The 15918-nt window shown below is 68.5% G+C and carries 13 protein-coding genes; 2 read left to right on the top strand and 11 right to left on the bottom strand.

What is annotated here, in order from left to right; all coding sequences use genetic code 11:
• From LLH23_02580 to LLH23_02630, 11 genes are all read right to left on the bottom strand, one after another.
• On the bottom strand, nucleotides 1-988 hold a 988-nt coding region (locus LLH23_02580; protein MCE5237358.1), incomplete at its 3' end, for a hypothetical protein.
• Nucleotides 989-1034: 46 nt separating this feature from the next.
• Complete coding sequence (locus LLH23_02585) at nucleotides 1035-2546, bottom strand: response regulator (protein MCE5237359.1); 1512 nt, start codon at nucleotides 2544-2546, stop codon at nucleotides 1035-1037.
• Between the two features lie 76 nt (nucleotides 2547-2622).
• Complete coding sequence (locus LLH23_02590; GenBank protein MCE5237360.1) at nucleotides 2623-4641, bottom strand: histidine kinase; 2019 nt, start codon at nucleotides 4639-4641, stop codon at nucleotides 2623-2625.
• A gap of 28 nt (nucleotides 4642-4669) precedes the next feature.
• Entirely contained in the window at nucleotides 4670-6040 is a 1371-nt protein-coding gene (locus tag LLH23_02595; GenBank protein MCE5237361.1) for a HAMP domain-containing histidine kinase, read from the bottom strand.
• Nucleotides 6041-6113: 73 nt separating this feature from the next.
• Nucleotides 6114-6536 carry a response regulator gene (locus LLH23_02600; protein MCE5237362.1) on the bottom strand — a complete coding sequence of 141 codons (423 nt, stop codon included), beginning with the start codon at nucleotides 6534-6536 and terminating at the stop codon, nucleotides 6114-6116.
• Between the two features lie 46 nt (nucleotides 6537-6582).
• On the bottom strand, nucleotides 6583-7092 hold the full coding sequence (locus LLH23_02605; GenBank protein ID MCE5237363.1) for a hydrogenase maturation protease: 510 nt from the start codon (nucleotides 7090-7092) through the stop codon (nucleotides 6583-6585).
• Nucleotides 7089-8378: a Ni/Fe hydrogenase subunit alpha gene (locus tag LLH23_02610; GenBank protein MCE5237364.1), complete on the bottom strand. Its 1290-nt coding sequence runs from the start codon at nucleotides 8376-8378 to the stop codon at nucleotides 7089-7091. The genes LLH23_02605 and LLH23_02610 overlap by 4 nt, the downstream gene beginning before the upstream one ends.
• 51 nt (nucleotides 8379-8429) lie before the next feature.
• Nucleotides 8430-9176: an NADH:ubiquinone oxidoreductase gene (locus tag LLH23_02615; GenBank protein ID MCE5237365.1), complete on the bottom strand. Its 747-nt coding sequence runs from the start codon at nucleotides 9174-9176 to the stop codon at nucleotides 8430-8432.
• Complete coding sequence (locus tag LLH23_02620; protein MCE5237366.1) at nucleotides 9177-10022, bottom strand: FAD/NAD(P)-binding protein; 846 nt, start codon at nucleotides 10020-10022, stop codon at nucleotides 9177-9179.
• Nucleotides 10022-11059: a 4Fe-4S dicluster domain-containing protein gene (locus LLH23_02625; protein ID MCE5237367.1), complete on the bottom strand. Its 1038-nt coding sequence runs from the start codon at nucleotides 11057-11059 to the stop codon at nucleotides 10022-10024. Before LLH23_02625 ends, LLH23_02620 begins: the two co-directional genes overlap by 1 nt.
• Before the next feature lie 299 nt (nucleotides 11060-11358).
• Entirely contained in the window at nucleotides 11359-11706 is a 348-nt protein-coding gene (locus tag LLH23_02630; protein MCE5237368.1) for a hydrogenase/urease maturation nickel metallochaperone HypA, read from the bottom strand.
• A gap of 288 nt (nucleotides 11707-11994) precedes the next feature.
• On the opposite strand from LLH23_02630, the gene LLH23_02635 reads away from it, so the two are divergent.
• Together LLH23_02635 and LLH23_02640 are read left to right on the top strand one after the other, a co-directional pair.
• The gene (locus LLH23_02635; GenBank protein MCE5237369.1) at nucleotides 11995-13431 is read left to right on the top strand and encodes a radical SAM protein; all 1437 of its coding nucleotides are present in this window, start codon (nucleotides 11995-11997) and stop codon (nucleotides 13429-13431) included.
• 129 nt (nucleotides 13432-13560) lie between these two features.
• Nucleotides 13561-15912 (top strand): carboxypeptidase-like regulatory domain-containing protein, encoded by a 2352-nt coding sequence (locus LLH23_02640; GenBank protein MCE5237370.1) that lies wholly within the window; start codon nucleotides 13561-13563, stop codon nucleotides 15910-15912.
• The last annotated feature ends 6 nt before the right edge of the window (nucleotides 15913-15918 follow it).

A 15918-nucleotide genomic window follows, 5' to 3' on the forward strand; every position in this document is an offset into this window, starting at 1 on the left:
CACCCCCACCCTTCCCCGCCTCCATCACCGCCCGCACCTCCTCGCGCACCTGCTGTGGTGTGCCTCGCGGCAGTGTCTCCTGGATGTCGATCCCGCCCTGGAAACACAAGTCCGTCCCGAACTCCCGCTTCAACACGCGAAGCTCCATCCCCCGGGCCCGCGGCTGCAAGGACTGCAGTACATCCAGCCCGCACTCGATGAACTCGGGGATCAGCTCCACCACCGACCCGCAGGTGTGGTGCATCACCTTGATGCCATACCCGTGCGCGAGTTCGATGTACCGGCGGAAGCCCTCCCTGAAGAACCGACGCCAAGTGTCCAGGCTCATCATCGGGCCGGTCTGGGTGCCAAAGTCATCGCCCATCATGAAGATGTCAATGGCGTCCCCGGCGGCGACGAAGACGCACTCATTGTACTGTAGGAAGTAGGCCACGATGTGGGCAATGATGGCCTCGGCCACGTCGGGGTTGAGCGCCAGGTCCAAGTACGTCTGCTCCATGCCGCGCAGGTACATCATCGGCTTGAGCTGCGCCGTGCGGTCCAGGCGGTCGCCGGCATTGACGACGGCATACCCCGCTTGCGCCCGGCACTGCTTCCGAAGCTGCGCGTAGTCCCACCAGTCGGCGCTGGGCCAGCGCGCATAGGCCTCAATGTCGGCTGCCGTCTGCGCCGCCTGCAGGGGCGACTGCACCACGTGTTGGTAGGTCCAGGTGTAGCTGCCGCCGGTCACGGTGCGCGGTCGGCGACGCACCCCCCACAGGTCCTCGACGCTGCCGTCGGGATGGGTGCGCAGGCTCTGGCCCACGTACGAAGGCCCCTCCACATAGCGCAGGTCTATCCCCAGCTGCCGCAGCAAGCTCTCCCGGTCCGGCAGGCCGAAGTGCTCCCGGAGCCTTTGCGTGACCTCCGGTGTGGCCCAGTAGTCACGCGGGAGGCGGTCCGGCGGCTGGTGGAACAGGGCGGTCAGGACGCGAGCGCGGGAATCCATGGCTTCCGTCGTTCACCTGCGGTGGGGGTCGCTCTACGCGCGGGAGCTAGTGCGTGCCCCCGGTGGCCTGGGTCAGGGGTAGCCGCACGGTGAACACGCTGCGCACACCGAGTTGGCTCTCGACGCGGATGTCGCCATGATAGCTGCTTATGATGCGGCGCACAATGGCCAGGCCCAGCCCCGTGCCGACCACCATGCGCGTGGCGTCCGTCTTCTCACGGTAGAACTCGTCGAAAATGCGCCGCAGACCTTCCTCGGAGATGCCCACCCCCGTGTCGGACACCTCAATGACCGCATACGGCGGCTCCGCCAGCACCCGCACCGCCACCTTGCCCTGCGGCCGGTTATACTTGATGGCGTTGCTGATCAGGTTGCTGAAGATGGCGCTCATCTCCTGGGCATCGGCCTCGATCGGCGGCATGGGCTCCTGCACCTCGACCGAGATCGTCACGCCGTGCTCGCGGGCCGCTTCCTCCATGAGCGCGCCGACCTCACGGGCGATGGCGCCCAGGTCCAGCGCCCGAATCTCCCGGACGGTCGTGCCGGCGTCCGAGCGCGAGATGACCAGCAGATCGTTCACCAGCTCCAGCAGCGCCCGCAGGCGCGCGTGCGACCGGTCGAGCAGCTCGAACTGCTTCTGGACGTCCTTGACGTAGCCCTGGAGGATGGCCTGGACCTGTGAGTCCACGGCGGCCAGCGGCGCGCGTAGCTCGTGGGCCACCATGTTGATGAACTGGGCCTTGACCAGCTCGACCTTCTTGAGCTCGCTGACATCGTGCAGCACAGTGACGACGCCCAGGCAGCGCTCCTCGGCGTCGGTCACCGGCGCCGCCGAGGCCTCCACCACCTCGTGCGCCTCCGGCCCCACTGAGATCTCGCGGCTCCGCAACTCCACCTCGGGCTGGCCGCTGGCCTCCTCGATCAGCGCCACCAGGTCGGGCGGGTAGCCGCAATCGGCCAGGGGCGTCGGGCCGCCCTCCGGCGCGCGGCAGCCGGTGAAGGCGGCCGCCGCGGCATTGTGCAGTACGACTTGCCCCTCGCGGTTGGTGACGATGACCCCGTCCCGCATGGCCTCGACGATGGAGCGCAGGCGACCCTTCTCGGTCGCCAGTTCGAGCAGCCGCCGGTCCCGCTCCTCGTACAGGCGGTTGCGCTCCCGCACGAGCCGGGCGCGTTCGAGGGCCCGGCGCGTCATCGTGATCAGTTCATCGGGAGTGAAGGGCTTGGCGACGAAGTCGTAGGCGCCGCGCTTGGTGGCCTCGACGGCCATGTCGAGGGTGGCGAAAGCCGTGATGACGACGAAGACGCTCTCGACCGGCAACTCGTGGGCGGCGGACAGGAACTCCAGACCGTCCATGCCGGGCATCTTCACATCCACGTAGACGAGGTCATAATCGGTCTGCTTGAGCAGGTCCAGGCCGGCGAAGGCATCCTCGGCGATGTCCACCGCGACCTGGTCATCCTGCAGCACGCGGCGGCAACCCTCGCGCACGCCCTTCTCATCATCAATGACGAGGATACGTGTGGAGGTGCTGGGGTCGGCGCTGGTGATCTGCAATGGGTGCTCCTGCCCGGCAGTACGCCCGACACTCTTGTCGGGCGCCGGATCGGGGTCGGGCGCGTCCGGGCGAGCCTCAGCTCGCCGCGGGCTCCCCGATCGTTTCAGGCTGATCGCCCTCGATGGGCGTGTGCACCGGCAGCGTCACCGTCACCACCGCGCCCCCTCCGGGACGGTTGGCGATGGTGATGTCACCATGGTGCAGCTTGACGATCCCCCGGGCGATGGCGAGCCCCAGGCCTGTGCCCTGCCCCGGTGGCTTGGTGGTGAAGAACGGGTCGAAGACGTGGGGGATCACGTCCTCGTCCAGGCCGGGGCCGGTGTCGGCGAAGCTCACCGCCAGCATGTCCTCGCCGCGCCGGGCCGTGGCGACCGTCAGCGTCCCCGCCCGGTCCATCGCCTCGCAAGCGTTGTCCACGACGTTCTGGAACACCTGCGTCAACTGGTCCACATCGGCGAGCATGTCGGGCAGGTCCGCGGCGAACTCGCGAACGACTTCAACCTCGCCCATCTTCGGGGCCCCCGTGGTCAGGACCGAGTCCAGGAGCTGGTTGAGGTCGAAGCTGGTGAGCTTGAGGCGGTTCTGACGGGCGAAACTGAGCAGGGCGACCATGATGCTGCGGCAGCGGGCCGCCTCGTCGGCGATGACCTGCAGGTCCTCGCGGCGCGGATCGGTCGGGTCCAGTTGCCGCAAGATGAGATGGCTATAGAGCAGCACCGTGGACAGCGGGTTGTTGACTTGGTGGGCCACCCCGGCCGCGAGCTGCCCGATGGCGGCCAGCTTCTCCGCCTGCACCAGGCGCTCCTGCGTGCTGGCCAGAGCCGCATGGGAGCGCGTCAGCTCTTCCAGCGACTTCTGCGTCTCGTCAATCAGGTACGGCAGGCACATCTGGGCCTCGGCGAGTCCCTGGCAGACGGCGATCGCTTTCTCGCGGCAGGTGGAGTACCCGCAGGCCATGCAGTTCAGCTCGTCGGCCTCGCTGAACTTGTTGATGCTGGCCAGGGCCTCCTTGATCTCCTCCTCCGACGGCATGGGCGCGACGATCGGTGGCGCGGTGTACTCACGCGTGAGGTCCACGTCGTCATACTGCGCCAGGAAGGCCTCCGCCTCCTCGGGGCTGAGCGCCTCGCCGCGCGTGACGTAGTCGCTGACTAGCTCCTTGCGGGCGAACTCCCCCGCCTGGCCGCCCATCACCGGGCCGTTGATGCACCCCTCGCACATCAGCACATCCACGATGCCGGCATGGATCTCGCCCTTCTGGAGGTCCTCGATCAGCCGCTGCACCCGCAACATGCCGTCGGTGACCAGGATGCGGTTGTCGAGGACATCCTGCTGCACGGCGGCGGTGCGGAGCAACCCACCGGACACGGGGAACACGCGGCCGAGCATGGCCCGCGGGGGGTCGAAATCGCTGTCGGGCTCGGCGGTCAGGTCTACCTCCGCCTCCTCCAGCATCGCGCGCAGCTCGTCGAACGTCAGGGCGACCTCAATCGCGCCGGCGACATCCGGGTCGCGGATCTCGCTCTTCTTGGCCGTGCAGGGGCCGATGAACACGATCCGCGCCTCCGGCCAGTGCTTCTGCTTGAGGGCACGGCCCAGCGCGACCATGGGTGACACCAGCGGCGCCAGGTCGGGCACCAGCGCCGGCGCGAACTTCTCCACATACGCGACCAGCGCCGGACAGGGGCTGGTGAGCATCGGCGTACCGTTCTGGGTCGCCATGAGCTTCCGGTAACGGCGGGCCACGAGGTCGGCCCCGAAGGCCACCTCGACGACCCGCGTGAAGCCCAGACGGCGCAGCGCGCTGACCACCTGGCCCGGGCGTGCGGGGCTGAAGGCCGCCGGGAAGGACGGCGCCAGCGCGGCCACCACCTCGCCACCCTCCGCCAGCACCGCGCGGGTGTCCTCGATGCCGCTCTCGATCTGCTTGGCCTGCTGGGCGCACACGCGGAAGCAGTTGCCGCAGGCGAGGCAGCGCTCCTCCACGACCGTGGCCTGCCCCTCCACGACCTTGATGGCCTTGGCCGGACAGTGCCGCACGCAGTGGTAGCAACGCTTGCAGCGGTCGCCGATGGTCTGGATGATGCTGGCCATGTCATTCACCCAAGACGACAGAACTATACTACGGGGCGGACGTTCCCTCAACGGCGTCGGCCTCGGCCCCTGCTGCCGCGGGCGCCACCGGGAGCGCCACGGTGAAGGTCGTCCCCTGGCCGACCTCGCTGGCCACTGCTATCTCCCCACCGTGTGCTGTGACGACGGCCTTGACGATGGCCAGCCCGAGGCCCGACCCGTGCACCTGCAGAGCGCGGGCGGCCTCGGTGCGGAAGAACTCGTCAAACACCCGCGGCAGGTCGGCCGCGGCGATGCCGATGCCGGTGTCGGCGATGCGCACCAGCACACGGCGGCGGTCGTCATCGGGGACGGCACTGAGTGTGACGCGGCCGCCGGCCGGCGTGTACTTGATCGCATTGCCCAGCAGGTTCTCCAGCGCGGTCCGCAGCCCCTCAGGCTGTCCGTGCAGAGGCGGCAGGCCCGGCTCTACCTGCACGTCCAGCGCCACACCGCGCTGTTCGGCTGAGTCGGTCAGCGCGTCCACGGCCTGGCCTACCAGATGGCTGAGCGCCACCGGCGCAAAGGGCTCCTGCAGCGGTGCCTGACGCATGCGGCTGAGGGTCAGGAGGTCGCCCACGGTGTCCAGCAGTGTCTCGGTTCGCGCCTCTGCCCGCGCGGTCAGTTCGCGCACCTTGTCGGGGACGTCGCCGGCCCGGCCATCCCGGATCGCGCGCAGCGTCATGTTGATGCTGGCGAGCGGGGCGCGTAGCTCGTGCGACACCTTCCGCATGTACTGCAGTTGCATCTCCTGGGTGCGCTGCAGGTCGTCGCGGGCCAGGTCGCACGACGCGGCGTGATGCTCCACCTCGTCCAGCGCCTCGGCCAGTTCCCGTTCGCGCTGCCGCAGCTTCTGGCTGACGGTGACGGTAAGGAACACCGCGATGAAGAGCGCGGAGGTCATGACCCCGACGTGGGCTGCCGTATCGAGACCCCCCAGCAGCCCTCTCCCGGCGAAGATCGGCACATGCGGCAGCAGTCGGTAGTGCTCGCCGAACACCACTGCCGCGTACAGCGTGGAGGCCAGGGCGGCCTGCGCGTAGGCATGGTCCGGGGGGAGCAGAATGCTGGCGATGATCATGTGGAAGACGAGGTAGAGGGCGAAGGGGTTGTCCAGGCCGCCGGCGAGGTGGATGAGCACCGCCACGGCGATGAGGTCCAGGGAGATCTGCGCGTTGGCCAGGCACCGGGCGGCCCGGCCGTTGCCCACCCCCGACCGACGCAGATGGCGCGCGACAGCCGCCAGCACGGCGTTGTACGCCGCCACAGCCACGCCGAGCAGCACCAGCTTGACCAGCGGCACGGGGTAGCCCAGAGGGCCGGAAGCCACAGCGGCGGCCAGCACGATGCCGACCGCCGCCAGCCATCGAAGTCGTATCAACCAGCGGTTGTTGCTCGCCAACTCCTGCTCGGGAGACATCGAGGTGTTGACGGGATCTCACTCCTGGTCGAGACTACTTGCGCCACATCTGCAACACCTGCTCGATCCGCTTGAGCAGCATCTCCGGCTCGGCCGGCTTGTCAATGAAGCCCTGGACCGGCAGGAATTCCCCCGACCGGTAGGTGCCGTCGCTCTGCTCCGGGTAGAAGCGCAGCTTGGTGGTCCCGTGGATCGCTGACAGCACGATGATCGGCGTGTCCGCCAGTTCGGCAGGGAACTCGTTGCGCAGCTTCCAGACGAACTGGAAGCCCTCGGTGCCGTCGGGCATCATCACATCCAGCAGGATCAGGTCGGGACAGAAGCCCGGCACCTTGTCCAGGGCCTCGGGCGCGCTGTTGGCCGCGGCGACGTCGTAACCGGCCGTCTCCAGCACCAGGCGCAGGATCTCGACCACATCGGGGTCATCGTCAACCACCATGATCTTGGCTTGTGCCACGGCAGGACCCTCCTTGACCATCATGTTCCCAGACCACGGCCCCGTCTCACGGCGCCAGCGCAACGGCCTCTTCGCATGTCAGCCCATCTTCGCGCAGCAGCCGTCGCACTTCCGCCAGCGCCACCGGCACCGCGCGCGCGGCGGCCTCGCTCAGGGCCAAGCCCGGCGCAACGCGCTCCGGCTCGATGCCGACGACGTGCAGGCGCGGCGTCACCCCCATGAGTTCGGCCAGCCCCAACACCTGCTCCAGCCCGATATGGTGCAACGAGGCCACCGTGCCAGGCGGCAGCAGCTTCACTTGCTCGGGTGTGAAGACCACGACCTCGCCCGGCGCCCGGCCCATGGCCACGGCATCCACGAAGATGACGTGATCGGCCTCCTCCATGTCGAAGAGCAGGTCGAGCCCGCCCACATGGCCCTCGATGACCTCCACGCCCGCTGGCGGGCCGGCGGTGGCCAGCTCGCGCGCCACCACCACCCCCACACCGTCGTCGGCATACAGTTCGTTGCCCACGCCGACGATCACCACGCGCCACGCCACACCTTCGGGCCTCACACGAACTCGACCTTCAGCAAGTGCGTGGCGCAGGAGATGCACGGATCGTAGGCCCGCACCAGCATCTCCAGTTGCAGGGCGATCTCGTCTTGCGGCCGGTCCAGAATCTGCGGCACGAGCGCCCGCATGTCGTGCTCGATGTTGCTCAGGTTCTGGCCCGTCGGGATGATGAGGTTGCAGTCCACGATCGTGCCCTCATCGTCCACCGCGTACTCATGGTAGAGTGTACCCCGCGGCACCTCCGACGCCCCCACGCCGCGGCCGGCCTTGACCTCCACCGTCATGTCCTCCTCGTGCAGCCCCATGTCCACTAGCCGGTCAATGAACTCAATGCCGTCGAGGGTGCACTCGACACACTCGACGACCTGCGCGATGGTGTTCATGAAGGGATTGTAGGAGACCGGTTGCAGACCCAGCGCCGCGGCGACCTCCTTGGACTCGGGCCGCAGCTGGTCGTAGTTGATGTTGAACCGCGCCAGCGCGCCGACCATGTATGGCCCGACCGCCGAGGCCACGTGCTTGGCATGGGAATGCGGCGCCACGAATTCGCGCACCTGCTGCTTGTAGTCAGGGATCGCGGTGTCCCCGGTCTTGGTGGAGCGGATCACCTCCCCCCGGTACAGTGCGTACTCCTCGGGATGGTGCAGCGCCGTGAACTCCATGTCGCGCTCGAACTGCGGCAGCGCGAGGGTCTGGAGCAGCGCGACCGTGGCGTGCAGGTCGGGCACCGAGTCCACCAGTCGCTGGCGCAGCGCCAGGAGGTCCTCCGCCTGCGGCACCTTGGGGAAGGCCTTGACCTTCATCGCGCAGGCATGGATGTGCCGGCCGGCGACGGTGCAGCAGATGTCGTTGCCCAGGCGCTTGAGGCGCAGCGCCATCTTCACGACCTCGGGGTGCGACGCCACCAGGGGCAGCACGCTGGGCACCCCCAGCAGGTCCGGCGCCACCAGGTAGAAGGCGTGCAGATAGTGGCTCTGCAGCGTCTCGCCGGCGAACGTCAGCTTGCGCAGCAGCAGCGTCTGGTCGGAGATCTCCACGCCGAGGGCGTTCTCCATGGCCTGCAGCGAGGCGCTGGTGTGGCCGACCGAGCAGATGCCGCAGATGCGGCACGTGATGTGCGCGGCCTCGTACCACTTGCGGCCCAGCAGGAAGGCCTCGAAGAAGCGCGGCGACTCGGTGATGGCGAGCTTCAGCTCCTTGATCTCCCCGGACTGCACGTCCAGGACGACATCCCCGTGGCCCTCCACGCGCGTGACGTCATGGATGTTGATCTTCACCTCGTTCATGCCCGTACCTCGCTTGCTCGTTCGTGAGCCGACGCGCCCATGCGCCACGCGTTACGCCGGTTGGTCTTCCTGGTAGCTGTTGAACATGTTGAAGTGCATCAGCACCTCGTCCACCTTCAGTCCGTGCTCGGCCAGCGTTTCCTTGTGGGCCTGTTCGTTGGGGTGGCTCACCAGGCCCCGGCAGGCCTCGCAGCCGTCCCCGTGGGTCGGGCAGATCGCGCCGCACCCGGCGCGGACCACCGGGCCCATGCAGAAGCGACCCTGGAAGAACACGCAGACGTTCTCCTTCTTCTTGCACTCCACGCACAGCGGGTAGTCGGGCAGACGCGGGGCCTTGCCCAGAGCCACGTCCCGCACCACGCTCAGGAACTCCGTGCGGTCAATGGGGCAGCCGGGCAGGAACAGGTCCACCGGCACGACGGCGCTGAGCGGCCGGGCGGGAATGGTATCGAACTGTGCCCCCGCCTCGCCATAGACCATCTGCTTGACCTGGTTCATGCCATAGCGGTTCTTGAGGGCGTTCAGGCCGCCGGTGTGGGCGCAGGCGCCGAGGGCTACCAGAACCTTCGCGCGCTCGCGGATCGCCTTGAGCTTCTGCTCGTCGGCGTGGGTGGAGATGCTGCCCTCCACCAGCGCGATTTCCAACTCCGGCGGATTGGCCTTCTCGCTGAGGCCCTCACGCCACTCGACCAGGTCAATGAGGCTGAGCACATCGAGCAGTTCGTTCTCACACTCGATCACTGCGAGGCCGCAGCCCTCGCAGCAGGTGAAGGCAAACATGCCGACCCGTGGCTTCATTCAGATCGCCTCCCACATGTGCTTCAGCTCCGAGTAGGTGAAGACGGGGCCATCGAGGCAGACGTACTTGTTGTTGATCTGGCAGTGCCCGCACTTGCCCACGCCGCACTTCATGTTGCGCTCCAGCGACAGGATGATGTTCTCATCCGCGAGGGCCTTGTTCTGGCACTCGAGGATCACGAAGCGGTACATGATGGGCGGGCCGACGACCACGGCGCGAGTCCGCGCCGGGTCCGGGTCCAGGTCCGGGAACAAGGTGGTGATGACCCCGACATGCCCGGACCAGTCGGGGTGCGGCCGGTCTATGGTCAGGTGCAGGTCCACCGCGTCGCTCGCCTGCCACTGTTCGACCTCGTCCCGGAACAGCATCTCCTCCGGTCGCTTCATCCCGTACAGCAGCGTGAAGGTACCGTAGTCGAAGCGGTTGCACATGATGTGGTGGATCAGCGGCCGCACCGGGATCAGACCAATGCCGCCGGCCACGATCAGGACGTCCTGCCCGTGGAGGGCCTCGTCTGGGAACCCGTTCCCGTAGGGCCCACGGATGCCCACCAGCGCCCCCTCCTGCAGGTTGTGCAGCGCCGTCGTCACATTGCCGACGCGGCGCACGCACAGCTCGAAGATGGGGTCCTCACAGGGGGCCGACGCGATCGAGATCGGCGCCTCGCCGATCCCGGGGAGCGAGACCTCTACGAACTGCCCCGCGCGGTGCCCCAGCGGCTGGCCGTCCTCGAAGCGGAACTGGAGGAGCGTCTCCAGCGGCGTCTGCGGGGTGATGTGCTCCAAAACGGCCAGCTTGGGCACGTACAGTTGGCGATTGGCTTCACACTGGCAGGTGGCGGCCATCAGCTGCGCCTCCCTTCGGCCTCGGCGATCAGGTCGTTGAGGACCTCCACCGGGTCTATGTGTACGAGACACTGGCGCACGCAGCGGCCGCAGCCGCAGCAGTAGGGCCGCCCGTACTTGGTGAACAGATAGGAGTACTTGCGGTAGAAGCGATGGCGCAGCCGGTCCTCCCGCTCCTCGCGGAAGTTCTCACCCGTGGCCACCTTGCTGAACTCCTCGAGCATGCACCCGTCCCACTCCCGCTCCTTGGTGCCGCGGTCCAGCGTCAGCGCCATGCGGTCTATGACATTGAAGCAAAAGCAGGTCGGGCAGACGAGGTTGCAGGTGCCGCAACTGTAGCACTTGGTGGCGTGCTCGCCCCACTGCTCGCTGTCCGCCAGCCCCGACAGGAGCAACGGCAGGCTGTGGCACTCCGCGCTGACCCGTGTGGTCTGCTGGATGCGCCGCGCCAGACGCTCCTTGGCCTGGGCCAACGCGGCGGCGCTCGCCTCCTGCGTCGGCAGGCCATCGAGCATCGCGGCTCCCGCCTCGGTGCCGATCTCCACCAGGTAGCCGCCCTCGACCACCGTCAGGAACAGGTCAAAGCCCTCGGCGGGGGTGGCCGTGCCCATGCTGCCACAGAAGCAGTGCTCGTCGGGCACGCAGTCCACGCCCACGATCCGCATCCCGCTGCGATGGGCCGTGTAGTTGGGGTCCACGTTCACATCACAGAAGGCCTGGTCCAGCGCCCAGAGGCCGTGGATGTCGCAGGGGTGGGCGCCGAAGATGACGAGCGGCTCGCTCTCCACCACCGCCTCCATGAGGGGGCGCTCCGCCAGCTCGTAGCGCACGAGTTGCTCCACCGGCGGGAAGGCGTACTTCTTGGCCGGCAGGACGGTGCTGATGTACTCCAGCTCGACCTCGCAGGGGTCCCTGACCTCCGCATAGGCCCACTGGTCTGCGCCAGTGCGGCGGTGAGGCGCCACCACCCGGGCCTCCGCCATGAGCCTGGCCAGGAGCTGCGGGACCACCTCGCAGCCGATCACCTGTAGCGGCATGCAGATACCTCCTTAGGCGGCCTGTCCCACGCCACCAACCCGCGTCCCGTCGCCGCCGGACCAAAACAACAAGCCCACCTCCGCCAGCGAGCCATCGCTGACGACGGTGGGCTCTATGTCTCTTTGGATGTGATCCCGGGCTCTACGGCCATCTTGGACCTGACCGATCCGCGACACGGCCCTCGCTATCCACGATGCTCCGGAAATCAGCCCTTCCGGACCGGCCGCGACCCGCCCCCGCCACCCCTGTGGGATCGCGTACCACTACGACCTGGCACTCCGCCAGTCGGCGTGTGGCCTCATGGGCCTGGGGCGTATTCGCACGCCCTGATGACAACGGTCTCGCCGCCACACAGGCGCACATCCCGGGCGCCGCAGGCGGGGCACGTCATGTCCTCATCCAGTGGCGACGTCTCGTGGCAGGTGTTGCAGCATCCCAGCAGTGGGACTGTCTCCACCCGCAACGCCACCGGCGGTAGCCCCTCGTGCTCACACACATGGTCCAGGCTCGCCTGCAGGGCCTCCTCGCTCACCCCTCCGAGTTCGGAGACCAGCACAGTAAGGGCCTGCGGAATAGCCTGCGGTGGGCGATGTGGATGGTTCAGCACGGTATGGAGGATGTGATCAGCGAGTCCGTGCTCGTGCATGCCACCGGTGCCCCGACGAAGTGGCTGAGGTCGTGATATTGTCCACAATATGAAGATTGTGATAGAATTCACAAACCCATATACCAGTTTACCCCTTTCCCGCGCCCCTGTCAACCGCCTTTCTCCGACAGCCGTTAGGAGCGCGACCCCTCGGCGGGCCGCTTGATTTGCCCCACCGCGCAGGTACCTCCCATCTGCACGACGAACTGGCAACTACGGTCGAGACCCACGGCCCTCAGGCAGCAACGACTTCCCCAGCCCGAGTGGCCCGCCCAAATGGAGCCTGGCATGAGTCCCTCGCCCTCCCCGCACAGCGACTGGTCGCCCGCGCAGGTGGCGGCCGCGGCCCAGGCCATCGTTCAGCCCGCAGCGATCACCGCACTGCTGGAGCACAGCACCGGGGCCAGCGCGGCCGATGTGCGGGATATCCTCTTCGAGGCCGGCCACTGTCGCGGGCTGACGCTCCCGCAGGCGGCGACGTTGCTGCAGGTCACCGACCCGCCGCTGCGCGAGCGCATCACGACCACGGCGCGCGTGGTGCATGAGCGCATGTTCGCGCGCCGCGTCCGGCTGTCCGATCCCGTCTGCCCCACCAACCGCTGTGTCAATGACTGCCTGTACTGTCCCCTGCGGCGCTCCAACACGCACCTGCGGCGCCATACCACCGGGCCGCGCGACCTGCAGCGGGAGGTCATCCCACTGCTCGAGGAGGGCCACCGGCACCTGACGCTGGTGTTCGGCGATAGCCGCACCGGCATCCAGTACGTCCGCGATGTCGTAGACGCGGTGTACGCACTGCGCTCGCGCACCGGCCGCGTCCAGCGGGTGGATGTGAACCTGAACTCGTCGGGACCCGAGGAGTTGGCGGCGCTGGCGGGCGTCGAGCGCCTGGGCACCTACCACCTCTACCAGGAGACGTACCATCCCGAGACGTACGCCCGCCTGCACCCCGAGGGCCCCAAGGCTGACTTCGCCTGGCGGCTCACCAGCCACGACCGCGCCGCGGAGGCGGGTCTGCGCGATCTGGGCCTGGGGGTCTTGCTGGGCGTGTACGACCCCTGCTTCGATGTGCTGGCGCTGCTCACCCACGCCCACGTGCTGGTGACGACCGGCCGCGCCCGCTCGGTGACGGTGTCATACCCGCGGCTGCTGGCGACACCCGTAGCCCCGGCCTCGGCCGAGACGACCTGGGCCGTAGACGACGATAGCTTCGCCTTCCTGGTGGCGGTGACGCGGCTGGCCCTGCCGCGCACCGAGATCATCCTCAACACCCCTGCGCCCTCGGAGGTGCGACGCACGCTCTACGCCCAGGGCGTGTCACAAGTCAGCGTGGGCTCCTCCAGCTACCCCGGCGTGTACAGCGCCGACGGAGCCCCCGAGGCAGGCGGTCGCCTGACCATCGGCCGCCCGCGCAACCTGGAGACCCTCGTCTACCGCATGTGCGAGGTGGGCTTCGTTCCGGACTTCTGCGCCGTGTCCGGCGCAGGGCCCGAGCCACCGGCCGACGCCGGCCCTGACGCGGCGCGCCTGGCCCTCGACCACAAGGCGGCCAACTCGCTGCTGGCCCTCAAGGAGTACTTGCTGGACTATGCCTCCGAGGACACGCAGACCATCGCCGCCGGCATCATCCAGGAGGAGCTGGCCCGCCTGTCCAAGAAGGTCCGCAACCAGACGCTGGAGCTGATGGAAGAGGCCGAAGCCGGCTTCCGCGGCCAGCGCCTGTAGCCGCTCGGCGATCCACATTCCGTCGGGCCGCGCGAGGGAACACCGGGGCTGCCACCGTTGTCTGAGAAGACAGCGGGACCGGTCGCCCTGCGGCCTCGCGAACCGCCACACCTGGAGGGGGCCTCCCCGATGAGAACCATCCCTTGTGCCGGACTCACTCTCGCCGTGGTCGTCGCGCTGATGGGGGCGGGCCCCGCGTTGGCGGTGCCGCTCACGTTCTCAGGCACCGTCGTGGATGCCGCCGGCCACCCGATCGCTGACGCGCAGGTGGCGGCGGTGGTCGTCGCCCTGCCCAACAGCACTGCACTCACGGTCTTCAAGACCGACGCAGCCGGGGCGTTCACCTTCCAGTCAGAGCCCCTGCCGTATGACCAGCGCAACGCCAGGCGGCCCGTGCTGGCCTACAAGGCCGGCCTGGCGATGGCGTTGGGCAGCGCGGAGGCGGGGAAACCGCTCGTGCTGACGCTGGGCGACAAGCCCGAGCAGCGCTCCGGTCTGGTGCTGGGCCCGGACGGCAAGCCGCTCGCGGGCGTGCCTGTGAGGGCTACCTCAGTCTCCCAGACCGACAGCGGAGGGGCCAACGCCCTTTCCAGCTCATCGCTGCCCTCGTCCGAGGGCCAGACGGTGACGGACGCGCAGGGACGCTTCGACCTCCCGGGCTTCGCGCCGGGCATAAGTGTGTTCGTCAGCATGGAAGCGGAGGGCTGCGCCGGTGCGGGCGTACGGATCACCGATACCACCCCGATGACGATAGCCCTCAAGCCCGAGGCCACCGTCAGCGGCAAGGTGCTGGTGAACGGGCAGCCTCAGGCCGGCGTGCGCGTGTGGTCGTACCCGACACAGCCGATGGCGGGCGCGCGTTCGGCCTCAGCCCAGACCGCCGCCGACGGCACGTACACGCTGCATCACCTGGGGGCCGGCGTGCTGTCCGTGTCTGTCAGTGGCGCCCCCGGCATGGCGCGTCCGCTGGAGCAGATCGTCACGATCAAGGCCGGGCAGGCTGAGAAGGGCGTAGACTTCACGCTGACGCCCGGCGCCCTCATCCGGGGCAAAGTCACCGATGAGAAGACCGGGCAGCCTGTGGCGAAGGCCAGTGTCACCACCATGACCGCCGAAGGCCGGTCGCCGGCCAGCGCCTCCACCGACGCCGATGGCAAGTATGAGCTGCGCGTGCCGCCGGGAACCTATCGGCTCGTCTGCCAGGGCGTCGGCGGGGCCTGGACAGGGCCCGTGTTCGTGACTGTCGGCGGACGTCCCCAGCCCGTTGGCTCCGTCGAGGTCACGGTCAAGGAAGGGGATGCTCTCGAGGGCCAGAACCTCACCACACGCCTGCCGCGGACGATCAAGGGTCAGGTGCTCTTGCCCGACGGCCAGCCCGCCACGGGCGCCTTGCTGACCATGCTGGGCGGGTTCGAGGGGCGGGCGATGCCCGACCTGCAGCCGGAGGCGCGGTTTGAGCTGAAGCTGCCCGACCCACCCACGACGCCCGGTCCCCTCTCGTACCAGTCCCAGCCCACTCTCCTCGTCACGGAGCCGACGCGCAACCTGGCGGCTGCCATTCAGAGCCCGTTCGCCGACAGCCTGACGGTCGCACTGCAACCCGCCGCGACGGTCAGTGTGCTGATCGCCGACGAACAGAACCACCCGCTCCCGGGCTTCCGGGTGTCCGTCAGCTACCCGATGGGGGAACATAGCTGGATGAGCCAGGGGTCGGTGGTGTCGGACGCGCTGGGCCTGGTGCGGCTGGCGCTGCTGCCGCCGGGCTTCAAGCTGCGGGTCACCCCGGACACCACGCTGCAGCAGTTGATGGTCAACGACACGGCGCTGCGCGAAGCCGAGTTCGTGCTGAAGCCGGGCGAGGAGCGGCAACTGCCGACGATCATCGTCAACCCCGCCGGGCGCAGCCTGAACGTGTTCGTGGGCGAGGCGGACGGCAAGCCGGTCGCCGGCGCCCAGGTGTATGCTCCCGGGGCGCAGACCCCGGCGCTCACCGACGCCGCCGGGAAGGTGACCCTGACGAAGCTGCCGCTGAAGGGGAAGGTGCTGCTCATCGCGTTCCATCCCACGGAGGAACGGCTCGCGGTCGAGAGCGTAGACCCCGACGCGGGGGTGTGGCCGGGCCTGATCGTCAAGCCCCGGGGCACGACGACCGGGATGCTCATCGCCAAGCCGGGCGGCAAGCCGCTGGAGGGCTGGCAGGTCTGGTGTTGGGCGCGGGGCGACATATGGCGCCTCCCGTATGAGGTGCAGCAGCGCCTCGGGACCTCGGGCGGCGAGCGGCCGCGCAGCACCACCGATGCCCAGGGGCGCTGGCGCCTGGAAGGCCTCATCCCGGGGCTCGAGTACCAGTTGGTCGGCTCCACCGACGCGGCCGGCGGGGCCCGCTGGGGGGGCCGGGGCATCAGCACCTTCACGGCCGCCGGCGGGCCCGACCAGCAGGACCTCGGGATCGTGGAGTGCGACGTGCCCGAGGGGCAGTAGACGGCG

It is taken from the genome of bacterium (assembly GCA_021372615.1).
In the GTDB taxonomy this organism is placed as follows: domain Bacteria; phylum Armatimonadota; class Zipacnadia; order Zipacnadales; family UBA11051; genus JAJFUB01.